Origin of the sequence: Thiocapsa marina 5811, assembly GCF_000223985.1 — a bacterium.
GTDB lineage: Bacteria > Pseudomonadota > Gammaproteobacteria > Chromatiales > Chromatiaceae > Thiocapsa > Thiocapsa marina.
The window spans coordinates 156,574-182,208 of sequence record NZ_AFWV01000006.1 but is presented as its reverse complement, the minus strand read 5'-3'; the positions used below and the strand labels follow the sequence as shown (position 1 = coordinate 182,208).

Sequence of the window (25,635 nt, the reverse complement as noted above, 5' to 3'; positions counted from 1 at the left end):
GGAATCCCGTGGGCTCGGTTGTCGAGTTATACGAGGCATTGGCCAGCGCGCCCGATGACCGAGCGCGTGCGCGTGTCATTGCCTCCGCCTTCGAGCGTTACCTCCATCTGCCGGATCTGGTGACCCGGCAGCAGCTGCGTGGCGAGGTCAAGACCGAGATCGAGCGCAGCCGGAATATCTTGCTGATGTGGCTGATTCCGCTGCTGTTTGCACAGGTCGGTGCGATGGCGGCGCTGGTGAAGCTGCTCTGAGCGCGAGCATTCGAACGATGCCCGAGAAAACACAAATCGCACCGCAGACACCGACGCGACCGCCGTGGGGCATCCGGTTGCTCGGCGGCGTTTTGCTGACCTTCAGCGTGGGTTTGGTCTCGTGCCAGGCGATGTGGATCCTCTGATGGTCGATCCGACGGGAACACCTCCCGAGCAACGTCGTACCCTCGGGCTCGCCGAGCTGATTCTGGGCGTGAAGCCCGGTCAGGCGGGCGGTTCGGGGCAGGGCGTGCGCGGTGCGAGAGGGCCACGCGCGACCGGAACCCTGCTGTATGTCCTGCCGATACCGCTCTTCATCGGCGCATTGGTCGGGCTCGTGGCAGGGCGGTTGGATGTCGTGCTCGCCGACGGCGGGATCTTCGCACTCTTCATGGGGGCGGCAGAGCTGACCCGACGCGGCTTGAAGGCGGAGTACGCGCAACAGATTCTTCGTTTCACCCGTCTGCAGCGGATTCCTCTGAAGACCATCGGAGGGCTACTTACGGGTTTGGCAACCGGTCTTGCCGCGGTGATCTCGGTCGATCAGGGGCTCGGTCTCGGCCTTGCCTATGCCGCGGTCGCCATGCTCGGGTTCCATCTTCTTTACGGATTCGAGCCGCTGGGTCGTCCACGCGCATTCGCGACCGACGACGAGCGCTCGCGCAAGATCGCTGCGGCCTTGGCGGAAGCCGAGCGCAAGCTGATCGACCTGGAGCGCGCGGCAAAGGGCATCGCCAATCCGGAGCTGAAGATTCGCCTGCAACGCATCGGCTCGCAGGGTCGCTCGATCCTCGAGCAGATCGCGGATCGGCCCACCGACCTGTTTCGTGCACGCAAGTTCTTAAGCGTCTATCTCGACGGTGTCCAACAGGTCGCCGACGGTTACGCGCGGACGCACCGTCTGGCGGATTCGCGCGAGTTGGAGCAGAATTTTCGTAATGTCCTGGTGACGGTCGAGCAGGTGTTCGACGAGCAGCACCAGCGCCTGCTGAAGACCGACGTGATGGACCTCGATATCCAGATCGAGGTGCTGAAGAAGCAGCTCGAGCGCGAAGGCATTCAGTGACTAAACCGCGCCGTGTGTGACATGCAACGTCTCCGCGTCGGTCTTCCGTTGCGGTGAATAACGGCCTCGGCGGGGCGCGGTTTAGAATAATTTATTTTTAGAATCTTAAGCCGCGCCGGCCCAAACGGTCGTCAAGTTTGCCGGGGCCGATCCCATCCAAGAACAACGCATACCGCGTCGGGCGCGGTTTAAATCCATCGGGAGAGATTGAGTGAGCGAGCAAGACCGAGGCGATGCTGCAGCGATGGATCCTCACGCGCAGGGGCAAGCGACGGGTGCGCGGCCTGCGCCGACAGCCGAGCCCGTCGCGGAGATCGCCCGCGCCGAACCGCCGCGTGCGGATGAACGGCCGCTCATGGTTGCCGAGGAGGCTCAGTTGCCGCAGATCGACGAGGCGCAGCTCGGGCGCCTGCTGCAGGAGCTCGATCTGAACGACACCCATTCCATCCTCTTCTTCGGCTCCAAGGCCCAAGAGCGCCTCACCGAGGTCTCGGACCAAATGCTCGAAGGCGTGCGGGCCAAGGACGTGGGTCCCGCCGGGGCCGCGCTGAGCGACATGGTGACGACGCTCAAGGGCTTTCGTGTCGATGATCTCAATCCGAACCGCAAACCCGGTTTTTTGGCGCGTCTGACGGGGAAAGGTCGGCCGGTCGTCAAGTTCCTGCAGGAATACGAGGCGGTACGCGATCAGATCGAGACCATCTCCGGGCAATTGGAGCGGCACAAGACCAAGCTTCTGACCGACGTGACCGCGCTCGACCGGCTCTATGCCGCCAATTTGGACTATTTCAGAACCTTGGAGCAGTACATCGCGGCAGGGGAGGCGAAACTGGCCGAGCTCGACGAGTCGGCCATCCCCGGCTTGGCCGCGCAGGTCGAGACCAGCAAAGACATGGTCGAGGTCCAGCGTTTGAAGGATCTGCGCGGCGCCCGCGACGACCTGGAGCGACGCGTCCATGATCTGAAGCTCACCCGCCAGGTCACCATGCAGGGCCTACCGAGCATCCGCATGGTCCAGGAAAACGACAAGGGTCTCATCAACAAGATCAATTCGACCCTGGTCAACACCGTTCCCCTATGGCGCCAACAGTTGGCCCAAGCCGTCACCATTTACCGTTCCGGCGAGGCGGCCGACACCATCCGGGCGGCCACCGATCTCACCAACGACCTGTTGCGAGCCAATGCCGACAATCTCAAATCGGCGAACGCCGAGGCCCGCCGCCAGATCGAGCGCGGCGTCTTCGACATCGAGGTGGTCAAGCACGCCAACCAAACGCTGATCGAGACGATCGAGGAGAGCTTGGCGATCGCCGACGAGGGCAAACGCGCCCGCGCCGTCGCCAGCCAAGAGCTCGAGCGTCTCGAGGCCGATCTGCGTCGCACCCTGACCTCCGCGAGCGCGCGCCGGTCCGATGGATAGAGCCCGCGGGCGGACGGAACGGACCATCGAATGAATCATGGTGGAGTCTGTCGAGCACCTTGTCTCGGTGCCCTCCCGCGGCGTTCGGATCGATGTCGGCGACATCGAAGGCCACGTTCGGGAGATCAGACCTCGCCTTGCCGGTCTCGGTGATGCGATTCCGGCCCGGATGCGTGATAAGCGCTTCCATTTTTCACCGGATTCTGTATATTTGCGCGTTTACCTGCGGGGCCATTCCCGCAACGTCAAATCGTCTGGGTCCAGGACAGCACATGGTTACGATTCGTTTGTCTCGGGGTGGCTCCAAGAAGAACCCTTTTTATCAGATCGTTGTCGCCGACATCCGCGCCAAGCGTGACGGACGCTACATCGAGCGCCTCGGATTTTTCAATCCGCTCGCCCGCGGCGGCGAGGTCGAGCTGCGTATCGATCGTCAGCGTGCGCAGTATTGGGTCGAGCGCGGTGCGCAGCCGACCGACCGCGTCAAGCAGCTTCTGAAGCAAGCCGCTCGCGAAGAGTCGGCAACCGCAGTCGCTGCCTAGTCCGAACGATCGCACCTCGCGCAGCCGACTCGAAACGCCCCGATCGATGCCCGGACAACCGGATTCGACGCGTATCGTCGTCGGACACATCGCCGGTGTGTACGGCGTGCGCGGATGGCTGAAGGTGATGTCGGAGACGGATCCGCCGGAGGGCATCCTGAGCTATTCGCCATGGCTGCTCGGCGCCGATGCGGCGACCTGGGCCGTGAGCGAAGGCAAGCGGCACGGCAAGGGCCTCGTCGTTAGCCTGCGTGGCTGTGACGACCGCGACCGAGCGGCTTCACTCGTCGGGCAAGACATCGCCGTCGTCCGTGATCAGCTTCCGCCGCCGTCGCCCGATGAGTTTTACTGGGTGGATCTCGAGGGGCTCTCGGTCGAGACGACCGAGGGTGTCGCACTTGGCTCGATCGATCATCTCTTCGCGACCGGCGCAAATGATGTCATTGTCGTCAAGGGTGATCGAGAACGTCTTTTGCCCTTCGTTTGGGGCGATGTGGTCAAGGATGTCGATTTCGAGCAGCGACGGATGCTGGTGGACTGGGATCCGTCGTTTTAGCGCGTCCCCCGTCCCGACTCCGTCGAATGAGCCCGAATGAGCGTTGTCTCGAACGGGAGGTTTGGTTCGGAGCTGTGCCTGTTTAGGCTATTGTCTCGACGACGGTCCCGGTATCCCCGATGCGTTTCGATGTCGTGACCCTGTTCCCGGCGCTCTTCGATGTCCTGCTCGATCAGGGGGTCACGGGGCGAGCGTTGATCCGCGGTGTGGCCGAGCTGCACCTCTGGAACCCGCGCGATTTCACGCGGGATCGGCATCGCACCGTCGACGACCGGCCCTACGGGGGCGGCCCGGGGATGTTGATGAAGGTCGAGCCGTTGCGAGACGCCATCGCTGCCGCACGCGCACAGGCGCCGCAAAGCCGGGTCGCTTACCTCTCGCCGCAGGGCAGGGTATTGGACCAGGCGGCGATGGTCGAGCTGTCGCGCCGGCCCGGTTGGATCCTGGTCGCCGGGCGTTACGAAGGCGTCGACGAGCGCTTGATCGAGGGCCACGTCGATGAGGAATGGTCGATCGGCGATTATGTCCTGAGCGGCGGAGAGTTGGCGGCCATGGTGGTGATGGATGCAGTCACTCGACTGCTGCCCGGTGCACTCGGGCACGCCGATTCGGCGGCCCAGGATTCGCACACCGACGGGCTGCTGGATTGCCCGCATTACACCCGACCGCCCGAGATCGACGGGCGCAGGGTGCCCGAGGTCTTGATCGGCGGCGATCACGCCGCGATCGCGCGCTGGAGGTTGCAGCAGGCCCTCGGACAAACCTACCGGCGTCGCCCCGATCTTTTGGAACGGCGCGGCTTGAATCAGCATGAGCAGGCGCTGCTCGATGAATTTGTCCGGTCCCGTCACGACGATGAGGCCGGTTGAGAACAGGAGCCGAAGGAAACCATGAGCAACATCATTCTCCAGCTCGAAGCAGAGCAAATGAAGACCGAAGTCCCCGAGTTTGCACCGGGCGATACCATCGTCGTGCAGGTCCGCGTGAAGGAAGGCGCCCGCGAGCGTCTGCAGGCCTTCGAGGGCGTGGTGATTGCGATCCGCAACCGCGGCCTGAACTCGGCCTTCACGGTTCGTAAGATGTCCCACGGCGAAGGGGTCGAGCGCGTCTTCCAGACCCATAGCCCGGTCATTGCCGGAATCGAAGTCAAGCGCAAGGGCGACGTGCGTCGCGCCAAGCTCTACTACCTTCGAGGCCGCACCGGCAAGAGCGCGCGTATCCGCGAGAAGATTTAAACCGCGCCCGGTGTGGTATGCATCGTTTGTTGGATTGATTTGGCCACGCCAGCTCCGATAACCGTCGGAGCTGGTGTGGTTTAAAGTATTAAATTCTTAAATTTTAAACCGCGTCCCCACTAAACCGCGTCCAGAGCGAGATGCTCACTTTCGAGTGAGCCCGACGCTTGGTGCATCCACGATCCTCAGCGGGGACGCGGTTTAAAATAATAGAATACATTTAATGCCTTAAACCGCGCCGGCTTCAGCGGCCGTGAAGTCCGCCGAGGCCGATCCCATCCAATAACATCGCATACCGCACTGGGCGCGGTTTAAGGTCGGAAAAATCCTCGAGCCCGACACAACATGAAAATGACGCATTTCACGCTGGACGCGGTTTAAGGCGCGTGGCCGGTCGCCCGAACGCGCCGACCTTTCTCTGGCACGACTACGAGACCTGGGGCTCGGATCCGCGTCGCGACCGGCCGTGCCAGTTCGCCGCTGTCCGCACGGACGCCGATCTCAACGAGATCGGCGAGCCGAGCATGTTCTTTTGCTGTCCCTCGACCGATCTCCTCCCGCACCCCGAGGCCTGTCTCATCACCGGCATCACACCCCAGCTCGCCGAGCGCACGGGGCTGATCGAAGCCGAGTTCGCAGCCGCCGTCAATGCGCAGCTGAGCGTCCCCGGCACCTGCGGGGTCGGATACAACAGCATCCGATTCGACGACGAGATCACGCGCAATCTGCTGTATCGCAACCTGCTCGATCCCTATGCGCGCGAGTGGCGCAACGGCAATTCGCGCTGGGACCTGATCGATGCCCTGCGCCTTGCCCACGCCCTGCGCCCGGGCGGTTTGGAATGGCCGACCCGCGAGGACGGCACCACGTCGTTCAAGCTCGAGCATCTCACCGCCGCCAACGGGATCGACCACGGCCAGGCCCACGACGCGCTCGCGGACGTGCGCGCGACCATCGCGCTGGCGCGCCGCCTACGGCATGCCCAGCCCAAGCTCTTCGACTACGCCCTCACCTTGCGGGATAAGCGGCGCGTGCGCGAGCTGCTCGATCGGGGTGTGCCGCTCCTGCATGCCTCGGCGCGTTATCCGGCCGCCCAAGGCTGTATTGCGCCGGTCCTGCCGCTCTGCGCGCATCCGCTCAACGGCAACGGGGTAATCTGCGTCGATCTGCGCGCACCCCCCGAGTTGTTGATCGATCTCTCCGCGGACGAGCTGCGGACGCGACTCTTTAGCCCTGCGAAGTCACTCCCCGAGGGCGTCGAACGGATCCCGCTGAAGACGATTCACGTCAACCGCGCGCCGGTTCTGGCCCCGATGAAGACCCTCGAGCCCGATGCGGCGGCCCGCTGGTCGATCGATCCGGGGGCAGTCGCCGCTCATGCGCGTCGGTTACGCGAGTGCGCCGCGGCGATCGAGATGAAGGTTCGCGAGGTGCATAGCGCCCCGGATGGACCGACAGAGACCGACCCCGACTTGATGATCTACTCGGGCGGATTCTTTTCGGACGCCGACCGCCGCGCCATGGACGGAATCCACAGACTCGACCCCGCCGAATTGGGCGATCACGCGCCGAGCTTTCAAGACCCGCGTCTCGGCGAGATGCTGTTGCGCTACCGCGCCCGAAACTGGCCGGAGACCCTCACGCCCGAAGAGCGCGAGGACTGGGACCTGTTCCGCCTCGCCCGGCTCACCGATCCCGCCGCGGGCGGCAGCATCGTCATCGATCAATTCGAGCAGTGCCTGAGCGCGTTGGCCGAGCAGCACGCCGGTGATCCCGCCAAGCTTGCGATCCTCGAAGACCTCGCCGAATGGGCCGAGCGGGTGCTCGACGCGGAGGCTTGAGGTGGTCCCTGACGATGTCTCGGAGCGAACCGGCGAGACCCCGTGACTGGCAGATGCGCCCGCTCCGAGAGCAGTTGAGCCGCAAAGAACACAAAGCGGTTCAACCTCTCTTTTTGGGGTGAAGGGGTATCGTCCGTGACGGCCATGCTCATAACGCCGGCCACTGCGATGACTTTGGGTTGTAGGGTGGACAAGCGCAGCGCAGTCCACCAGCGCCGGCGCGGGGTTCGGTGGACTTCGCTCGCGCTCGTCCACCCTACCGGGCGGTCTTATGACCAACACCGTCCGTGACTCTATTCCACGCGGCGCAGCGGTAGTCGCGAGGCGTCATGCCGGTGAGCCGCTTGAATGCCCTGCAAAAATGCGACGCGTTCTCGTAGCCTGCTGCAAAAGCGATGTCGGCGATGTTCAGGTCGGAATCAGCCATCAGGTCCGATGCGATCAAGAAACGCGCCTCTTGGACAATTGCGGAATAGGTCGTCCGGCGTTGCGCCAGCCGACGCTGCAAGCTGCGCTCGCTCATACCAACGATCTCGGCCGCCAACGACAGGGGCGGATGACCCTGCGCGAGATAGGGACGGATGAGCGCGCGCAGGCCGGTCAGGAAGTCCCAGGCGTCGCTCAAGCCGGATGGTGGTCGCGAGGGAGTCGTCGGATCCTTGGCGCCATCGGAGCTTGACCGGCGGTCGATGCAGGTCCGCGCAAGATCTGCCGCCGCGACGAGTACCGAACAGTACCGCTGACCGGTCAGGATGCGGGGTTTGCCGTAGGCCTCCAGCGCGGCCCCCGAGGGCCGCTCGCGCGAGACGAAGGTGATCTCGGTCGGACACCAATCGGGTCCTGCCGCACTGCGCATCACGCCGATGATTCCCGCGATCGCCTTCCACTCGGCGAACCCGACAAGGGGACTGTTGCGAAAGCCCTGTATTTCGCAAACCACGCGTCGATCGATGCCTTCACGGCGGATGCCGATCCTGACGGCGTTGCTCTCCTGGTGCACCCGGTCGGACAGGACCGTGATGCGGGAAAGTCCAGTAGAAGCCCGCGTCACTGCACGTTGTACATCGGGATGGAGCGAACGAAGCGAAGCCGCGCGGCCCGCGAGGAAGCCAAGCTCCATGACCCCAAACTCACGCCTCGACCTCCAAAGCCAGTCGAGGGCGCGTGGCAGGCTGACGTAGTCGTTGGGCGTTTCCTCAATCGCAACAGGGAGTCGCGAGCGCTCCAACTCGCGCTCGACCGGCACACCAAGGTCTCGGAGGACTCCGATATAGTCGATCAGATGCTGCGCGCGTACGACGGGGATATTCAGGTCGCTGTCTCCGTGATGAGCACGAACGGGGGCCATCCCCGCAGATCGATAATCACGGGGACTCAAATGACGGTGGCAGTATCAGGAACTCTTTCGGCGCCGAAGCCGGAGCGCAGATCGCGTGTGCAAGATCGCTCGTAGGCTGGGTTGAGGTACGAAACCCAGCATCGGCGGTATCGTAAGCCCCGGAAATGCTGGGTTTCGCAAGCTCAACCCAGCCTACGAACTGCTCAAGCGCCCGGCAGAGCCCTGCCCGGATCGGGTTGCGCTCGCTTGAACGAGGTGCCGCAAACACATGATCCCGGCCCGACTGCCGGACTCCCCGCCGGCAATCGGACCCGCTGGGATCGGTTTACCAGACCTGGCCGGGGTTGTTCTCGAGCTGCCGCATCACCGCCTCCGTCGCCTTCTGCAGGCTCAGCGACTCGGCCCGTTGGCGCGGCGGCCATTCCTGCAAGCTCTGCATGTGCTCGGCGAGAATCCCTTGTGCCGGCACCAGGGTCCACATCTTCTGGGCTAAGAACTTGCGGCCGATATAGCCCCATTCGTGGGAAAGGGGGTCGAAGCGCTCCATGGGGTCCATGCGCAGGTTGAAGAGATAGGGCGCCGACGGATAAACGATCGGGTCCCACCACAGCCCATTCTCCTTGACCCCGAACAGCATCTTCCAATCGCCCACGCGCACGCCGGTGAGGGTCGCCTCGTCGTAATAGAAGTAGTCCTTACGGCCGGATGTGTCCGTCTTGCCGGTCCATAGATCGAGATTGTCGTAGCCGTCCAGGTGCACCTTGTAGGTCATGCCGCCCATCTCCGCGCCCTGGAGCAGCTTGTCCTTGAGGTCCGGCTCGCCCGCGGCCGCGGCCAGCGTGACGAACAGGTCTTCATGGCTCTGGATGGCGTTCGAGACGCTCCCCGAAGGGATCTTGCCGGGCCAGCGGACCATCATCGGCACCCGCACGCCACCTTCCCAGGTCGTGCCCTTCTCGCCCCGGAAGGGCGAGTAGCCGCCGTCCGGCCAAAACATCAGCTCGTAGCCGTTATCCGTCGAGTAGATCACGATGGTGTTGTCGGCAACCCCCAGGTCGTCGAGCGTCTTCAGCAACTGGCCAATTTCTTCGTCGTGCTGGATCATGCCGGCGCGGTAGACATCGTTCTCGGGGCGTCCCTCGTCGACGGCCTTCTGCATGTACTCCGTGGGTACATGGGTCCAGATGTGCATCCGGGTGGGGTTGAACCAGACGAAGAATGGCTTGTCTTCCTTGACGCTGCTCTCGATGAAGGTCTCGGCCGCCTTCAGGAACTCGCCGTCCACGGTCTTCATGCGCTCGCGCGTGAGCGCACCGGTGTCCTCGCAGCGCTGCTTGCCCATGGGGCCGAACTTGGGGTCATCGGTGGGGTCGTCGGTGTCCGTCGCCCAGCAATGCAGGACGCCGCGCGGGCCAAACTTCTCTTTGAACTCGGGATTCTTCACCCCCGGGTAGTCGAGCTGCTCGGGCTCTTCCTCGGCGTTGAGGTGATAGAGGTTGCCGTAGAACTCGTCAAACCCGTGCACGGTCGGCAGGAACTCGTTGCGGTCGCCCAGGTGGTTCTTGCCGAACTGCCCGGTCGCATAGCCAAGGGGTTTGAGGACCTCGGCCAGTGTCGGGTCTTCCTTCTGCAGGCCCTGCTTCGAGCCGGGGATGCCGATGGTCGTCATGCCGGTGCGCACCGGCAGTTGCCCAGTGATAAACGCGGCCCGTCCGGCGGTGCAGCTTGGGTGCGCGTAGTGGTCGGTAAACAGCATGCCCTCTTTGGCGATGCGGTCGATGTTCGGCGTGTGGCCCATCATGCCGTGGGTATAGGCGCCGACATTCCACATGCCGATATCGTCGCCGAAGATAACGAGGATGTTGGGCCTTTCGGCGGCCGCCATTGCGCCGGGCATCCAGGCCGACAACGCCATCAGTGGAACGAGTTTCAGCAGGGTCTTCCTCATCATTTCTCCTAGTTCACGATACGAGCAGGTGATTACGGAGCCGCCGTGGGAATTGGTGGCGGCCGCTGAGTAAGGTTGCAAGAATTAAGTTAAACAGCTTATCGACTTGGGTGTCGCTAGCCATCTAATCGGTATCGGTATCGGTATCGGTATCGGTATCGGTATCGGTATCGGTATCGGTATGGTATCGAACTGACTGCTCCGGTATTCGCCAAGCTCCTCGCGGACCGCGTAGCGACGCTGTCCGAGCTTCGTCAGCTTGGCCACAATACGATCGAGCAGTGCCTTTCCGATTCCGATTCCGATAGCGACCCCGATTGCGCTCCGCCCACCAATAGATAGAGTTGTGCAGGTTATTAGTGAACCGTTCCTAAGAACGCTACTCCGCACCGCCCCTGAGCTGCGCCAGCAACGCGCCGACCTGCCCCGACGGGTCCGGGAAGCGGGCGAGGTAACGCTCCGCCCAGGCGATGGTGGCGTCCCGGTCACCGGCCTTGGCGTTGAGGCTCACCAGCGCGAGCGCGATGTCGGCGTCGTTGGGGTGGCGGTCGGTGGCCGCCGTGAGGGTGGCGATGGCCGCGCGCGGGTCGCCGGCGGCTTCCTGCGCCAAGGCGTGGACATAGGCGTAGCGCGACTGATCCGGGGCCTGCTCGGCGGCGCGGCCAAGCAGGTCCACCGCGGCGGGAAGGTGCTTGGTGCGGATCTCCAACAGGCCGAGGGCGTGCAGCAGGTCGGCGTCGTCCGCTGCCTGTTCCAGCCCTTGTTCCAGCACGGCGCGACCGTCGGCGTCGCGACCGAGGGCGCGGTACAGGTCCGCAAGGTTCGCGTAGGTCGGGGTGAATTCGGGGTCGAGCGCCAGTGCCTGGCGGTAGTCGCGCTCCGCGGCATCGGAATCGCCCAGCAGGCTGTCGAGCACGCCGAGGTTGAGCCAAGACTCGGGGCGCTCGGCGCTGGTGAGCTGGGACTCGCGGTACTCCGCCAGCGCCGGTGCGAGGGCCTTGCGCAGCGGGGACTCGCGGCCGGGGACGTTTGCCTCCAGCCGCGCGAAGGCGGCCAGCGAGCGTGCCGTGTCGACACGCACCAGGCGCGTCGGGTCGTTCAGCAGATCAAGCCCCATGCTCAGCGCGTCCTGCGGCGGCAGGCGCTCCAGGGCGCCGGCGACGGCGGAGCGCAGCAGCGGGGAATCGGACTCGGCGAGTGCTTGCAATAGGGCAGGATCAACGGGCTGTGACAGCTCGGCGAGCAGGTCGAGAGCCGTCGCCCGGGCGATCATGGGCGCCTCGGTATCCACGGCCAGCTCGGCGAGCTTTGCCGCGGCGCCCGGTGCTCCGCTGCGGCCGGCGTGCAGCGCGGTGGCGAAGTGCGCCGGGCGCTTCGGTGTGCCGTACCAGGTCTGCACCTGCGCCGCCGCCTGTGCCGGGGTCAGCTCGGTGTGGCAGCCGGTGCAGGCGTCGGGGGTGCCCAGGGCCGCGGCGAGGTCCGGGCGCGGGACGCGCAGGCTGTGGTCGGCGCGCGCGTCGATGACCATGTAGTTGCGCTCGGGCATGTGGCAGTCGACGCAGGCGGTGCCGCTGCCCTTGGCGCCGGAGGCAGCGGTCATCGGGTGATGATGGTGCTCGGCGCTGTCATAGCGCGCGGGTGCATGACAGCGGGCGCAGACGGCGTTGCCGGGCGCGCGCAGTTGCAGCGAGTGCGGGTCGTGGCAGTCGCTGCAGGTGACGCCCTGGTGGAACATGCGGCTCTGGATGAAGGAGCCGTGCACGAAGACCTCGTCTTGGATCTGCCCGTCGGCGTAGTAGAGGCCATCTCCGAGCAAGGCCAGCCGATGGGTGTCCTCCAGCGGTGCGTCCGGGGTGTAGGGGACGTGGAGCTGGCCGCGGCGGGCGTGGCAACGGGCGCAGGTGTTGACTTCGGCATGACTGACGCGGGCCGGCTCGCGGTGCGGCAGGCCGGTCTCCGGGTCTTGCACCCAGGTGGCGTTGTCGCGGTCGGCGAGGTCCGGCGCCAGGCCCTTGTGGGCGTCCCAGGCATCGGCATTGCCCGCCGCGGCGGCCTCGGCCTGCGCTGTGTGCGCGGCGCCGGGGCCGTGGCAGGCCTCGCAGGCGACGTCGATCTCGGCCCAGGTGGTGGTGTAGGCGTCCGTGCTCAGGTCGTAGCCCTTGTGCAGGCCGGTGGAGTGGCACTCGGCGCACTGGTAGTTCCAGGTCTGGTCGCGGTTGGTCCAGTGCAGCGGGTGATCGGGGCCGTAGTCCGCGTCGTCCGGGTAGAGGTGGAACCAGCGCTGGCCGCCCTGGTCCGCCGGGCGTGAATCCCATGCAATGCCCAACGCCTGCAGCCGCCCGTCGGGGAAGCGGATCAGGTATTGCTGCAACGGCGTCCAGCCGAAGGTATAGGCGATGGCATAGCTCGCAGGTTTGCCGTCCGGGCCGTCGGTGTCCACCCGGAATTCATCGCCGTCACGGTGGAAGCGCGTGGTGACGCCGTGGGCGGTGAATTCGGTATCGTCGAAGTCGCCGAGGACGTTCTCCGGCGTCGCCTCGGCCATGGCTAGGTCGTGATGGGAGCCGCGCCAGGCGGTGAGCTCGGCGGCGTGGCAGCTGCCGCAGCGCGCGCTGCCGACATAGCCGTCGGCGGCGACCTCGTCGACCGCGAGCGCCGGCACACCGGACAGCGACAGGAGGCCCAGGACTGCCGCGATGACGTGCGGCATCTGCCGCCGGGTCGGTCTAGCTGTTGGGTGCATTGAGTGCCTCGTCCGGCCAGTACTTGGTGCCGGTGAGCTTGGCGGAGATCTTCCAACCCTTGTTGGTGAGCACGAACACGGCGCGACCGTCCTCGAACCCGAGCGCCAGGCGCTCTTGCTCGTCACCCGCCATGCTGCCCGCCTCCGCGGTGGCATCGAGCCCCTGGGTGACGAACTTGTGATAGGCGAAGGGCGTCTGCAGCAGGATTACGAGCTGGGTATCGAAACCGCCGAAGCCATACCCGATACCGACGCCCGCACTGCCCATACGCATGTAGGTGCGCGCGCCCGAGTCGCTCTCCACCGCGACGCCGCGCCCGTAGCCGCCCGCGAGCCCGAGCTGCATCTGGCGGGTGTCGAACACGGCATAGCCGTCGCTGGCCGCCAGCAGCGGCGCCACGTCGGGGCGTTCGGTAAGCAGCCGGTCCAGCGTTTGTGCCGCCATCAGGTCCAGCTTGGCGCGGGTGCCGTCCGGGGTGTCGCCGTCGCTGAGATCCTGCACGGCCTCCTCGGTGGTGGCTTCGACGTGCTCCACCGCTTTGGCGCCGATCTCCCCGGCCTTGTGCGCGACATCGCCAGCGACCGTGCCGGCTTTGTGCGCCGCATCGCCGGCCGCCTCGCCCGCCTTCTGCGCAGCGGCGGCGGCCTTAGCCTTGAGGTCGCCGAACAGTGAATCGGCGCGCGCCTCAGCGGTCGCACCGAGCGCGCCGAGGCCCAAGGCCAAGATCACAACCGGGGCCAGGCTCCGGGTGGCAGACAACATTGTCGGCAACGGGCGGGTGGCGGGGCGCCGGCCGGCGGACAGGTGATCGGGCATCGGTTCTCCTCGCACGGTTCAAACGATGCCGCTTGCCCGATTGCATTCCCCGGTTGCATGCGTGGACGGGCAAGCGGCAGACAGTCAGATGGAAGACAGCTTGCGGGGAGCGGTCACTACTCCATCGTGACAGTCATTCCGCTCATGCTTCCGAGATTGAGATCGACGCCCTGGGTGCGTGAGCGCAGCACCAAGATCACGCCATTCTGGTTCTTCAAGCGCAGTCCGCCCATGCCACCGCCCAAGGCGACGCCGGCGTCGAGCTTGGTGAAGGTTCCCGGGAAATCCGAAACGCTGGTTAGATCGTAGACCTCGCCGGAGGCACTCATTTTGGAGATGCCGACATTGGCCCCGACACTGATTCCCCTGAGCTTGAATGGGTACTCTTCGCCCTGGAATGTCAAGGTCCCGCTGCCCTTGCTGCCGCCAAGGATGAATCCGAGCTCTTTTTCTTGAATGGTGATCGTGCCAGCGGGCTGTTTGGCGTCCTCGGCGACGGCCAGACTGCCGAAAAGCATCATGGCGGTCATGGCAACCGCGCCGATCATTTTGGAATAGGAATACAACATTGTTTTACTCTTTGCTCAAAGGTTATTGAATCGGTTGAAGACTGCCGTGTAGGTCAAGGACCCACCCATTCGTCTTCTCGCTTGAAGAACGCGTTGTTCCGGCATCCCGGTGGCTACGGGATGAATTTGGATTCAGATCTTTCTAATCGTGCCCACCTCCAAGCCGTCGAGTACCTATTTGGGAAACTTTGTTGATCGAGATCGGGATCACCGGCTGGATATTGAGGATGTTCTGCGTGCCCCGTTCCGGCCCATAGTTCAGATTGGTGTTGTTCTGAAACGGCACGCTGATGAGATTGCCGACCGGGTTCTGAGCGAGCTTGGCGAGCTCCGTTGCGCTCATTTCGGCCATCGCGGGCGCGCATCCCAGCCATGTGATGGCCAAAGCCCAGACCAGCGAACGCCATGGATTGAATGATTTGTTCATGAGTTCAGTCTTCGGGTAGAGGCAATGGGTGCCTCGGCAAGAAGGAGTCGGGCATTGTTCGTAAGGAACGACGGAGCCGGCCTGCTCAGTTCTGACTTTCGTCGAACGCAAAAATCCGATTCCAGTCGGTCTTCATGCTGATCACGATCCAGCCCTGCTTCTGTGCCTCGTCGTACAGCGCCTGGGTGAAGGTGCCGACTCGGGTGTCGGGCAGCCCCTGCGCCGGTCCGTACGCGTACTCGCGCTCGGCGTCGTCGTGCAGCAGAATCATCGACAACCTCGCGCCGTCACCGGCCTTGGTGTATTCCAGCATCTGACGGTCGCCGGTCGAGTTTCCGAAGGCGGCATGGGGCCGACGCCCGATCATCAGATGGATGCCCTCGGGCTTGCCGGCATCGTTGTTGTCCAGGAGCAGTTTCGGTTCCTTGGTGAGAAACGGCTGGCCATCCTTGCGATAGCCGTACTTGGTCTCCCCGGCGCTGCCGACCACCTGCTCCGGCGGGATCCCGTAAACGGGCGCGGAATACACCCGAACGAAGTCCTGACCGCCGCCGGTGACGATGTAGGTCTTGTAGCCGTTGGCGCGCAGGTACTCCAGCACCTCCTGCATCGGCAGGTAGGTGAGATCCGTGTAGGGCCGATCCCAGCGCGCGTTCTTGGCGGTTGCGAGCCACTTCTCCGCCTCGGCCTTGAACTCATCGACATCCATGCCGGTCAGCGTGGCGGCGAGGATCTTGAACAGGTCGTCTGTGGAGAGTTTGGCGATGGCCTCACGGTCGCCGAACAGCACGGTCTTGAAAGGCTCCACCTGCGCCAGCTCAGGTTTTGCCTTGACCACCGCCGGAACCCGGTCCAGGCAGTAGACGACCTGGCTGTACATGGGGTGCTCGACCCACAGTGTGCCGTCCTGGTCAAAGGTCGCGATGCGCTCTGCCGGCGGCACGAACTGCGGGCTTCCCTCCGTCGTGGTCTCCTTCACGAAGGCCATAATCGCCTGCTTAGCCGGCCCGTCGTTCCAAGAGGACAGCGGTTCAGCGGCTGCGAGCGCCGGTTGTTTTTCCTGAGCTGATAAAGGGGCTGTTACAGGGGCTGAGACGGTCGGCGCGCCCGTCGTGATGGTCAGCTTCTGACCAGGCTTGATGACGTCCGAGCTGAGGTCGTTTTCTGCCTTCAGGCTGTCCAGCGGAACCTCGAAGCGTTCGCCGATCACAATCAGCTCATCACCCTCGACCACCTCATAGATGGCGGTAACGGTGTCGTATTCGCCCTTGGCGTGGTGGCGAGCCCCCTGGTCGGCGGCCTGGGCGCTGCCGAAGGCCAGACAGGCGGTGAGCGCCAGTACCGAGCAGGCGGCCTGAAACCGCGTGGTGAAGGGTTGCCTCAGGATTGAGGGGGTCTTCATGAGTGGATACCTTCTGTATCGCATGCAGCCATCATGGGTCAAAAAACACGCCCATTCCGGAAGATGCCGTCGTCGGTGTAGGCTGGGTTGAGGTACGAAACCCGGCAACGGCGGTATTGCAAACAAGAAAAGGGCCGGGTCTCGCAAGCTCAACCCAGCCCACAGGATTTCCTCCCGATGATGCGGGCGGCCCGTGCGGGCCGCCCGGTCCATCACATCAGCGACGCTTCGCGCCGTTACTCACCCGCGTGGCTGATGTGTTTCGCTGACTGCATCGCCTCGATCACTTGATCCAGGTTGTAGCTCGCCGGCATCTGCAGCGAGGGGAAGTCCCGGTAGGTCTCGAGCTCCTTCAGCCATAGCAGCTGTCCGATAGGCAGCAGGTTCCAGTCATAGATGTACGCCGTGCTTGGAGCAGCCAAGGCGCCGCCGTAGCCCAAGAGGGTCCCATCAACCGACGCGACCGAGCGCTCGAAGGGATCACGCTTGAGGTTGCTGACATAGGTCCAGTGATAGGTGGTTGGGGGGTCGAACGCTTCCGTCGCATTGGACGAGATCATCGTGTAGTAGAACTTCCAGTTCTTGTAGCGCACCGCCGAAGGATCTTTACCGGTGTAGTAGAAGAAGGTGTCGCGTGCCGAATCCGACTTGCCTTCGAGGTAATCGCGCTGGTCGAAGCCGTCCAGCGTGGTCTTGACGATGCCGGGATACTCGCCGGCCTCGATCTGCTTCTTCAGCCCATCGCCCGAAGGCCCCCCGGCGATATTGACGAAGGTGGGCACCCAGTCCAGCGACGAGAAGATCTGGTCCGGATTCGATCCGGCCTCGACGTGTCCCGGCCAGCGCACGAGCATCGGCGCCCGCATGCCGCCTTCCCAGGTGGTGAGCTTGCCGCCTCTGAAGGGCGTGACACCGCCGTCCGGGTAGGTGATCGTCTCGGCGCCGTTGTCGGTGGTGAAGACGACGATGGTGTTGTCGAGCTCGCCCATGTCTTCGAGCTTTTTCAGCACGTAGCCGATGTTGTCGTCCATCTGCTTCATGCCGGCTTCGTTGATGCCCCAGTCCTTGCCGCCCTTCTGGCCCAGCATGTCCTCATACTTTTCCGAGAGCATGGTCGTGACGTGCATGCGCGCCGGGTTGTACCAGACGAAGAACGGCTTGCCGGTCTTCTCGGGGTCGTTGCGCTCGAGGAAGTCGATGAGCTGGGCGGAGATCTCCTCGTCCACGGTCTTGGAACGTTCCAGCGTCAGCGGCCCTTCGTCCTTGCAGCTCTGGTTCTCTTCGGTGCCGTCCGAAGACGTACAGTGGATGACCGGCCGCGGCGGGGTCATGCAGAGCGCGGTCTTCGGGTCCACGGCACCGGGAACCTCTGCCAGACCCTTGACCGGGGTGTTCTTACAGGGCGGAACAACGGTCTGATCGGTCGAGGTGCTGTTGATATCCGGGAAGCTCACCCCCTGCATGGCGTCGAGGTGGTACAGGTAGCCCCAGAACTCCTGGAAGCCATGTGCCGTGGGCAGCGAGGCCGATTTGTCGCCGAGATGGTTCTTGCCGAACTCGCCGGTGTTGTAGCCGAGATCCAGCAGGAACTTGGCAAGCGCGGGCGTGCCCGGCAACAGCGAGCTGGTGGCGCCCGGAAGCTGCGGCATGACCATGCCGGCGCGCAGCGGATGCATGCCGGTGAAGAAGGCGGTGCGACCTGCCGTGCAGCTCTGCTCGGCGTAGTAGGTCATGAACCGCGCACCTTCATTCGCGATGCGGTCGAGGTTGGGCGTCTCGCCGACCATGAGCCCCTGATGGTAGGCACCCACGTTCATGATGCCGATGTCATCGCCCATGATGAACAAGATGTTGGGCTTGTCACCGGTCGCTTCGGCGGTGCTTGCTTGGCTGTCGCGGTCCCCTGCGTCCGCGGCAGCCACCTTCAGCTCTTGGCCCACGGCGAGGTCGTCGGAGCGCAAGTCGTTGGCCGTCTCCAGCTCGCCGACGCTCGTGCCGAAGCGCTTTGCGATGGCGCTGAGGTTATCGCCCGCGCCGACGGTGTACGTGCCTGCGGCAGCGTCGTAGTCGCCTCTGGCGCCGGCGATGGGGTCGGTTTCTGCCGCCACAGCCACGCTAGCGCCAAACAACATAGCGGCCACTGTTGCGGCAAGAACCTTGGCGCGCAGACGCGCCGTTGGCTCAGGATTTTCAATCATCGCAGTATGCTCCAATTCACTGATAAAGCTGATTGTTCCGCCTTCAAACGCGGTACGGGCATCGGTTCGCGGTACGTCTTCGATTGCGGGATCGCTGCCACTGACACCGTGGCATACAGCCGTTGCGACGACCCCGGCGCGAAGTGATTTGACCCCACGCCTGCCGACATTCCCATTGGCCGTTCCACCTAGACTACGTACGTAACCGCTCGTCGGACCCTGCCCTTCGGATGCCAGCCAACAGGTCGGCGCGTGTGACCGGCCTCTCCAGGATGACCAACCCGCCGGCCTTCAAGGCGCTGACTGCCTGCGGGACGTCGCCGCGATCGACGATGACCAGCGTCGGCATTCGGACGCAGGCGGCGGCGAGCTGGCTCGGCTCGGAGCCACCGGAATCATTGGCCGGCATATCGACAAGCAGACAGCCGATCCGGTCTGAGCCGACATGATCGAGGCAAGCCTGCAGATCGGTGAACGCCTTGCTGCGCAGGCTCGCGGAGCGCAGCAAATCAGCGAGATAGGCGCGCATGGCGGGGTCAGCGCTGACCACAGACACCGTCACTGTTGGCATGGGGCTCATACCCGTCACAAATGAATTTTCGGCCGCGATGCACGCCCCTCGCACCCGATAGCTGCGTTACACCTCCTCGCCATAGGGCGGCTATGACTCGTCGGTGTGCCTTGCTCTCGGGCACGAGGGACGCACCTCGCTTTCCCGAAAACCCATCTGCGACGGGTCTAGATCACTCCTGCAGCGGCGATGAAACAACCCTTCGCCAATAGCGCGCTTTTTGATTGGCAGGCCGGCCTTACCGCGTTGGCAGCACCGCGCTCGGAATTCTTGTCTGGGTTGACGATAGAGGAGCGTAGGCAGTAGGGACATACGATTGACTACGCGTCCTACGTACGTAGTCACCGGGAGAAACAGCCACGGACAACGCGCTGAGCGAACCCGTGCGGATCGGTTCAGGGCACGAAACCAGGTTTGCGCGCGCTCTGTCCGCCTAGCGTTCCCGCCGCGACGCCAGCGCCAACGCAAGCAACTCCTTGACGGAGCTCACGCCCAGCTTTCGCAGCAGATTCTGGCGATGGGCCTCGATAGTGCGATGGCTGACATCCAGTTCGCGGGCGATCTCTTTGCTGGTGCCGCCCTTGAGCAAGTAGTCGAACACCTCGCGTTCGCGCTGCGTCAACAAGCTGAGACCCTGGGCGAGATCGCCGTCCCCGGTGCCTGATCGTCGCGCGCCAAGGTCCAGCCCCAACGCCCGATTGACGCTATCCAACAAGGCCTGGTCCCGGTAGGGCTTCTGCAGGAAATCGACGGCCCCGGCCTGCATGGCCTGGACCGCTATGGGGACGTCGCCATGGGCGGTGAGCATGATGATCGGCAGGGTCGTACCCAGCGCGTTGAGTCGTTCTTGCACCGCCAGACCGCTGATGCCCGCCATCCGCACATCGAGGATCAGGCATCCCGGGCGTTCCGGCTCGAATGCGTTCAGGAACGCCTGACCGGAGGCATGGCCCTCGGCGCGCAGACCGACGGACTCGAGCAATTCCTGTATGGAGTCGCGCACCGCATCGTCGTCATCGACGATGAACACCGTTTGCTTAGCTGTTGTTGTCATGGCTCGCTACGCGCAGCGTAAAGCAGAACATCGCACCGCCAGCGGGGTTGGGCTCGTACCAAAGTCGTCCGCCGTGGGCTTCAATGATCTCTTGGCAAATCGACAGGCCCATGCCCATGCCGCCGCTCTTAGTGGAATGCAGCGGTTCGAAGATGGCCTCGACCTGCGCCGATGGTACCCCGGGTCCCCGGTCCGAGACGCAGACCTGGACGTCGCCGTCGATCCTTTCGGCGTGGACGCGCACACGGCGATCGCTCGCTTCGTCACCGCAGACCGACTGAATCGCGTTCTGCAGCAGGTTGACCAACACCAATTGGACCTGAAGGCCGTCGGCAAGGACGGCGGGGAGCTCTCCGGCGGACGTGCAGTCGATGAGGCAGCCACGCCGCTCGGTCTCCAGCTCCATCATCCCGACCGCCTCTTGCAAGGTCGCGCAGAGCGGCAGCGGTTCCAGGGCGACCTGCTTGGTACTGATGAATGCCCGCACCTTGTGGGTGATGTCACCCGCCCGCGTCGCTTGGCCCTCGATCTTCTCGAACAAGGCTTGCAGCTTGGAGGTTTGATCGTTGCCGCTGCCCAGGCGCCGTTTCGCCGCCTGGGCGTAGTTCTGGATCGCGATCAGCGGCTGATTGATCTCATGAGCAATGGCCGTGGCCATCGCGCCGAGGCTGCGCTGCTTGCCGTATCGGGCGAGTGTTGCGCGCAGTGCGATCATGTCGCTCATGGTCTGCTTGCGCCGGGCGTTCTCGTCGCGCAGTGCGCGCTCGGTTCGCTGCAAGCGTCTCCAATTCACGAACAAGGCCGCGATCAGCATCCCCTGCAAGGCGATGACGAGGGCCCCGGTAGCGATCGCGCCCGGATGTTCCTGCAGCAGCGAGGGTTGGCGGTTGCGGATGCGGCTGCCCGCGGGCAATCGGTCGTCGTCGATCCGCCAACGCGCAAGCGCCGGGGCGTCGAAGATCGCCGGGTTGTGCAGCCGGTTGACCACAGGTATCGCGTGCGGCGCTTCGCCCCGAAGGATGCGCACGCCCATCTGTGCCGCGCGAAATCCGTCGTCCTCCAGAGTAATCATGCGACCGCCGACGATACCGGTACCGATCAGGGTATCCCAGAGGCCATAGGTTGGCACGCTGGCCACATCGACGACATCGCGAAGGATGCTATGCGGCGTGTAGGCATTGCCGGCTCGGTCCTGATATTGAACCAGGTAGAGGATCACCGTTCGGGCCGGCAGCCGACTGACCGCCTCCAAGAGCTCGTTCAACGGCAGACCCTTCAACCAGACAAGGTCAGGGCGGGTCTTCAGTGATTGAAATGCCTGTTCTGCAAGGCGCTCGTACCATTGGCCATACGCACCGGTCCCGACGATTACGGCCACCCGCTCGGTGTCGGGATGCAGCGCCAATGCCAATTCCAGCGTGCCTGCGATGTCGGCATTGAAAGTGACGCCGGTCATGGTCTCCGGCAGTTTGTGCGCGCCCACGATGCGGCCATCCGCGTCGCAGAACACGATCGGCACACCAGAAAACAGCTCCTCTCCGTCTTTCAACAGAAACAGGAATGCCGGCGTGTAGGTTGCGATGACCAGATCAGGCCGGTAGTCGCGATACTTAAGGGCATAGCTGCGGCGCAGCTCAACGACGTAGTCTGCGTCGTCGACGCGCGTCAGATCAGGCGCTTCGACATCGATTTGGACTTGCATGTCAGGCGCCGAGGCAAATCCCCGCAGGATACCGTTGTGCCAGTCCGTGTTCGCGGGCAGGCTGCTTCCGTGCGAATGCAACACGAGCACCCGGTAGGGCTCGCCGCGATCTTGGGCCGGCAGCGCGGGGGAAATGAACAAAAGAGCGAAGAGTGCAGCGATCCGCATCGGGCTTACCTGGCCTAAGCCGAACAAAGCGCGGAACAAAGAGCCGAACAACCTGTTGCGCCAGCGCTGGAGGGTGCAGATCGGCTCAACATCGCGGCCCCGCCGTGCTTGACCGTATGGGATTGGTCTCACGCGTCTTAGGATACCGTCAACCTTCTTTGCCTGCATGACAAAGACCCAAGATGGGCAAAGCCTGGCTCACAAACCACGACAACAGCAGTGGTGCGTCCTTTGCGCTGTTACGGTTCCGATTGCCGAATTTCCGATAAGAAAAAAGGCTGCTCCGGAACCGGAGCAGCCTTCTGTCGCGTCGCCGACCTTCATTCGGACGGGTATTGTGCGCCCGTCGACGAGCCGCGTGGCTTGGCGACCGTGCGGGTCGTTTCGGCGCTTGTCTCGAGAGGCGAGTCTATTTGCCGGTGTTCAGCTTGAGCGGCAGATAGACGGGGCACCAGCGCAAGAGTCCGGTGGCCAGGGGCACCAGCCCGATCGCGCCGAGCCAATTCTGGGCATAGACGCCCCAGCCGACGATGGCGACGCCGGCGATGATACGGAGGGTGCGGTCGAGTGTTCCGACATTCGGGGTCATAGGATGATCTCTGCTGTTGTGGAGACCGGCGCGTTCGGCCGATCGGGTGAGGATGTCATACAAGAATAATCGGAGGGATCCGGCGCTTCAGTGACTTTGTCACCAAGCGACGGATTGCGCGCCGGCTCAGACCTCCCGTGCCCGCAGCTCGAGCGCCGGAATGTCCAGCAGCTCGATGACGCCGCGTGTCGTGCGCAGCAGTCCCTGCGACTCCAAGCCTTTGAGAACCCGGCTGATGACCTCGCGCGAGGATCCGAGCTCTACCGCGAGGGCCTGATGCGTCATGTGGATCTCTCGCTCCGAGCCGGTTTCGCTCAGGCCCAGGAGATAGACGATCAGGCGTTGATCCAACCGCTGGAAGAGCACCGCATCGAGGACGCCGAAGACCTCCTGCAAGCGTCCCGCGATCAAGCCGAAGACGTATTCACGCCACCGCTCCGACGTGGCCATCCAGCGGCGGACCTCGGCCGGTCGCACGACGACCGCCTCCACCGCGCTCTCGCACACGGCGAAGGCCGGAAAGGCCCGCCCGCTGAGGATGCAGGAGGTGGTGACCACGCAGCTCTCGCCCGGATGAACGCGATACAGGGTGATCTCCCGACCGTTTTCACCGAGCTTGTAGACACGACCGGTTCCGGTCAGGACCAAGGGGAGCTGCGTGCATTGGTCGCCGTCGTGACAGATCAGCTGACCGACCGGCAGCCGGACCAAGGTGACCCGAGCGAACAGCTCGGCGCGGAACGCCTCCGGTGTCTCGTGCAGAAACGGGAAGGTGTCGAGAAGACGTTGGCGCTGCCACGGATCACCGATCATGCACCGATCTCCGGGCCGACACCCCCATCGGGACAGGCTGCGCCGAAGGTATGCCGAGACGCCGCATCACCGGCGGCTCCGGCGTCTTCGGTGCAGTACGTCGTGACGACGCCGATCACCCCGAGCACCCTCAACCGTGCCCGTGCTCCACGCTTTCGGCACAGGGCGCCGCGGCGGCGAGCGTGCCGGCCAGATAGCTGTCCAGCGACGCGCGCACCGTACCGCTCGCCCCGGTCGCGGTCATGATGCCTGCCTGTCTAAAAAACTCGATGGCGCGACCGCCCATGCCACCGCTCAACATCACGTCGACCCCCTGTTGCTTGATGAAGTCCGGGATCTGTCCCGGCTGATGCGCTTCGGCGAAGGGGTTGGCGATGTCCAGTGTCGCGGTGATCGCGCCGTTCTCGATGTTCACGATAATAAAGTAGGGGGCATGGCCGAAATGCTGGGCGACCTGACTGTCGAGACCCTGGTCGGATTCGGCGCTAATGGCGATCTTCATCTTCAATCTCCTGATTGATCGGGTGTTCAATGGGTGTTCAATGGGGGCTAATCGGGGTTGTTGCGCGCGGCGTCCCCGACCGTTGCGGCTGGTGCGGCGCCCGGCAGGTCCTTCGCGAGGACAGCCACAACCTGCTGCCACACGGCGGACAGGGCGAGGCTGGCGGGGGCGTCCGGGCGATAGGCGGTGACGGCCGCGCCCGCGACCATGGCGCCGGGAACCGAGGGATCGAAGGGCACGCGGGCGACGGTGTCGATCCCGTTCGCGCGGCAATAGGCGTCGATCCCCTGCGCGCCGACGGGATAGACATCGGCCTTGTTGATGCAGACCAGTGCCGGTACCCCGAAGTGTCGGAGGGTTTGCAGGGCGCGGCGCAGATCCTGTAGGCCGGCCACTGTCGGCTCGGTCACCAGCAGCGCCAAGTCCGCCCCCGAGACGGCGGCGATGACCGGACAGCCTATGCCGGGCGGTCCATCGATGAGGACCAGCGGACGTTGCTCATCCAGGGCCTGCCGACAGGCGCGCTGTCGCACTTCCGTGACCAGCTTTCCGGAGCTCTCCTGCCCGGGATACAGGTGGGCATGGTGGAGCGGTCCGTAGAGGCTGTCGGAATAGGCGTATTCCCCGACGGTCTGCTCCTGCATGGCGATGCTCGCCGTGGGGCATTGATGGACGCAGGCGGCGCAGCCTTCGCAGGCAACGGGATCGACGATCCAACCGGCATCGGTCTCGACGATCGCGTCGAAACGACAGATCGACTCGCAGTCGCCGCACTGCACGCATTGGTCTTCGTCGATGACAGCTACCTCTCCGCCGCGAAAGGGCTCGGTGTCCAATCGCTTCGGGTGGAGCACCAACTCGAGATTCGCCGCGTCCACATCCGCGTCGGCGAGGATAACCTGACCGGCAAAGGGACCCGCGGAGGCCAGATGGGCGAAGGCCGCGACGACACTGGTTTTCCCGGTGCCGCCTTTGCCGCTGAGGATGACGAGCTGTTTCATACGGTCACCTCGGCGAGGATGCGCTCGAGCAGGGCCCGGAATCGGTGTCGATCGTCGAGGTTGGCCTCCACGAGGGTACTGCCGGCGGCGATCGCCTCGGCGATGCGTCGGTCCATCGGGATGCGCAGCAAGATCGGCAGATCGCTCTCGACACAATAGGCATCGACGGCGGCATCGCCGATCCCGTCGCGATTGATCACCACGCCGGCCGGGAGGCCCAACTCGCGGGCGATGGCGGCGACCTGTTTCAGATCATGCAGGCCGAAGGGGGTCGGCTCGGTCACGAACAACACGAAGTCCGCCCCGCGCATCGTCTCCACCACCGGGCAGGAGGCGCCGGGCGGGGCATCGCGAATCTCCAGGGTGCGCCGCGGCGGGACGGTCATTGTCGGCGACAGCGCCGGGGAGGATTTCTTCAGCTCCCGCAGGATCGGCATGCCCATCGCCTGGCCGACGTTCATCATGCCCCGTGCAAAGGCGATCCCGTCCGGCGTGGTCCCGCTATCGATCGAGCCTGTTACGAGCAGATGTTCGGTGATGGCCTGCTCCGGGCACATCCAGGTGCAGCTGCCGCAGCCGTGACAGAGGTCGTCGAACACCAGCGTCGTTTCGCCGACCACCGCGATCGCATTGAATCGGCAGATCTCGGCGCAGGTGCCGCAGGCGTTGCAGGTTTGCGGATCCACCCGCGGCACGCGGATCCCGACGTCGCGGTGGACATCCAGACGCGGATGCAAGAACAGTGCGGCGTTCGGTGTTTCCACGTCGCAATCGAGAAAACGCACCGCATCCCGCTCGGCCGCCACCTGCGCGAGACTGGTGGCGACGGTGGTCTTGCCGGTGCCGCCCTTGCCGCTGGCTACAACGATGCGCATCCCGGT

At 64.2% G+C, this 25,635-nt stretch carries 24 protein-coding genes; 8 read left to right on the top strand and 16 right to left on the bottom strand.

Annotated elements, in window-relative coordinates; genetic code table 11:
* Positions 1 to 8: 8 nt before the first annotated feature.
* The 8 genes from THIMADRAFT_RS10290 (at position 9) to sbcB (ending at position 6,911) form a co-directional block, all read left to right on the top strand.
* Positions 9 to 251 (top strand): hypothetical protein, encoded by a 243-nt coding sequence (locus THIMADRAFT_RS10290; RefSeq protein ID WP_007192966.1) that lies wholly within the window; start codon positions 9 to 11, stop codon positions 249 to 251.
* A gap of 145 nt (positions 252 to 396) precedes the next feature.
* Entirely contained in the window at positions 397 to 1,317 is a 921-nt protein-coding gene (locus THIMADRAFT_RS10285; RefSeq protein WP_007192964.1) for a 5-bromo-4-chloroindolyl phosphate hydrolysis family protein, read from the top strand.
* Positions 1,318 to 1,528: 211 nt separating this feature from the next.
* Positions 1,529 to 2,737 carry a toxic anion resistance protein gene (locus THIMADRAFT_RS10280; protein ID WP_233490225.1) on the top strand — a complete coding sequence of 403 codons (1,209 nt, stop codon included), beginning with the start codon at positions 1,529 to 1,531 and terminating at the stop codon, positions 2,735 to 2,737.
* A 272-nt stretch (positions 2,738 to 3,009) separates the two neighbouring features.
* Positions 3,010 to 3,279, top strand: coding sequence for a 30S ribosomal protein S16 (rpsP, locus tag THIMADRAFT_RS10275; RefSeq protein WP_007192962.1), 270 nt, complete (start codon positions 3,010 to 3,012; stop codon positions 3,277 to 3,279).
* Positions 3,280 to 3,325: 46 nt separating this feature from the next.
* Positions 3,326 to 3,835 carry a ribosome maturation factor RimM gene (rimM, locus tag THIMADRAFT_RS10270; RefSeq protein ID WP_007192961.1) on the top strand — a complete coding sequence of 170 codons (510 nt, stop codon included), beginning with the start codon at positions 3,326 to 3,328 and terminating at the stop codon, positions 3,833 to 3,835.
* Between the two features lie 119 nt (positions 3,836 to 3,954).
* Positions 3,955 to 4,704: a tRNA (guanosine(37)-N1)-methyltransferase TrmD gene (trmD, locus tag THIMADRAFT_RS10265; RefSeq protein WP_007192960.1), complete on the top strand. Its 750-nt coding sequence runs from the start codon at positions 3,955 to 3,957 to the stop codon at positions 4,702 to 4,704.
* A 21-nt stretch (positions 4,705 to 4,725) separates the two neighbouring features.
* Complete coding sequence (gene rplS / locus THIMADRAFT_RS10260) at positions 4,726 to 5,070, top strand: 50S ribosomal protein L19 (RefSeq protein ID WP_007192959.1); 345 nt, start codon at positions 4,726 to 4,728, stop codon at positions 5,068 to 5,070.
* Positions 5,071 to 5,456: 386 nt separating this feature from the next.
* Positions 5,457 to 6,911 carry an exodeoxyribonuclease I gene (gene sbcB, locus THIMADRAFT_RS10255; RefSeq protein WP_007192958.1) on the top strand — a complete coding sequence of 485 codons (1,455 nt, stop codon included), beginning with the start codon at positions 5,457 to 5,459 and terminating at the stop codon, positions 6,909 to 6,911.
* 256 nt (positions 6,912 to 7,167) lie between these two features.
* Here the strand turns inward: sbcB and THIMADRAFT_RS10250 are convergent, their stop codons facing one another.
* The 16 genes from THIMADRAFT_RS10250 to THIMADRAFT_RS10175 form a co-directional block, all read right to left on the bottom strand.
* Positions 7,168 to 8,259, bottom strand: a complete 1,092-nt coding sequence (locus tag THIMADRAFT_RS10250; RefSeq protein WP_007192957.1) for an AraC family transcriptional regulator — start codon at positions 8,257 to 8,259, stop codon at positions 7,168 to 7,170.
* Between the two features lie 316 nt (positions 8,260 to 8,575).
* Complete coding sequence (locus THIMADRAFT_RS10245; protein ID WP_007192956.1) at positions 8,576 to 10,198, bottom strand: arylsulfatase; 1,623 nt, start codon at positions 10,196 to 10,198, stop codon at positions 8,576 to 8,578.
* A gap of 379 nt (positions 10,199 to 10,577) precedes the next feature.
* Entirely contained in the window at positions 10,578 to 12,908 is a 2,331-nt protein-coding gene (locus tag THIMADRAFT_RS10240; protein WP_233490224.1) for a tetratricopeptide repeat protein, read from the bottom strand.
* Between the two features lie 16 nt (positions 12,909 to 12,924).
* Complete coding sequence (locus THIMADRAFT_RS10235) at positions 12,925 to 13,758, bottom strand: lipid-binding SYLF domain-containing protein (protein WP_007192954.1); 834 nt, start codon at positions 13,756 to 13,758, stop codon at positions 12,925 to 12,927.
* A gap of 116 nt (positions 13,759 to 13,874) precedes the next feature.
* Positions 13,875 to 14,288, bottom strand: a complete 414-nt coding sequence (locus THIMADRAFT_RS10230; RefSeq protein ID WP_199484232.1) for a DUF1134 domain-containing protein — start codon at positions 14,286 to 14,288, stop codon at positions 13,875 to 13,877.
* 181 nt (positions 14,289 to 14,469) lie between these two features.
* On the bottom strand, positions 14,470 to 14,754 hold the full coding sequence (locus tag THIMADRAFT_RS10225; RefSeq protein WP_040730871.1) for a hypothetical protein: 285 nt from the start codon (positions 14,752 to 14,754) through the stop codon (positions 14,470 to 14,472).
* A gap of 85 nt (positions 14,755 to 14,839) precedes the next feature.
* Positions 14,840 to 16,156: a haloacid dehalogenase-like hydrolase gene (locus tag THIMADRAFT_RS10220; RefSeq protein ID WP_007192951.1), complete on the bottom strand. Its 1,317-nt coding sequence runs from the start codon at positions 16,154 to 16,156 to the stop codon at positions 14,840 to 14,842.
* Between the two features lie 236 nt (positions 16,157 to 16,392).
* Positions 16,393 to 18,354 carry a sulfatase-like hydrolase/transferase gene (locus THIMADRAFT_RS10215; protein ID WP_007192950.1) on the bottom strand — a complete coding sequence of 654 codons (1,962 nt, stop codon included), beginning with the start codon at positions 18,352 to 18,354 and terminating at the stop codon, positions 16,393 to 16,395.
* Between the two features lie 193 nt (positions 18,355 to 18,547).
* The gene (locus tag THIMADRAFT_RS10210; protein WP_007192949.1) at positions 18,548 to 18,925 is read right to left on the bottom strand and encodes a response regulator; all 378 of its coding nucleotides are present in this window, start codon (positions 18,923 to 18,925) and stop codon (positions 18,548 to 18,550) included.
* A 433-nt stretch (positions 18,926 to 19,358) separates the two neighbouring features.
* Positions 19,359 to 19,955: a response regulator transcription factor gene (locus THIMADRAFT_RS10205; protein WP_233490223.1), complete on the bottom strand. Its 597-nt coding sequence runs from the start codon at positions 19,953 to 19,955 to the stop codon at positions 19,359 to 19,361.
* Positions 19,956 to 19,962: 7 nt separating this feature from the next.
* A complete protein-coding gene (locus THIMADRAFT_RS10200) occupies positions 19,963 to 21,681 on the bottom strand; it encodes a sensor histidine kinase (RefSeq protein WP_158308376.1) in 1,719 nt (572 codons plus the stop codon).
* Between the two features lie 577 nt (positions 21,682 to 22,258).
* A complete protein-coding gene (locus THIMADRAFT_RS10195) occupies positions 22,259 to 22,438 on the bottom strand; it encodes a YgaP family membrane protein (RefSeq protein ID WP_007192946.1) in 180 nt (59 codons plus the stop codon).
* A gap of 126 nt (positions 22,439 to 22,564) precedes the next feature.
* On the bottom strand, positions 22,565 to 23,251 hold the full coding sequence (locus tag THIMADRAFT_RS10190) for a Crp/Fnr family transcriptional regulator (RefSeq protein WP_007192945.1): 687 nt from the start codon (positions 23,249 to 23,251) through the stop codon (positions 22,565 to 22,567).
* 130 nt (positions 23,252 to 23,381) lie between these two features.
* Positions 23,382 to 23,753: a NifB/NifX family molybdenum-iron cluster-binding protein gene (locus tag THIMADRAFT_RS10185; protein WP_007192944.1), complete on the bottom strand. Its 372-nt coding sequence runs from the start codon at positions 23,751 to 23,753 to the stop codon at positions 23,382 to 23,384.
* A gap of 47 nt (positions 23,754 to 23,800) precedes the next feature.
* Positions 23,801 to 24,754, bottom strand: coding sequence for an ATP-binding protein (locus tag THIMADRAFT_RS10180; protein WP_007192943.1), 954 nt, complete (start codon positions 24,752 to 24,754; stop codon positions 23,801 to 23,803).
* Positions 24,751 to 25,629, bottom strand: a complete 879-nt coding sequence (locus tag THIMADRAFT_RS10175; RefSeq protein ID WP_007192942.1) for an ATP-binding protein — start codon at positions 25,627 to 25,629, stop codon at positions 24,751 to 24,753. Before THIMADRAFT_RS10175 ends, THIMADRAFT_RS10180 begins: the two co-directional genes overlap by 4 nt.
* Between the last annotated feature and the right edge of the window lie 6 nt (positions 25,630 to 25,635).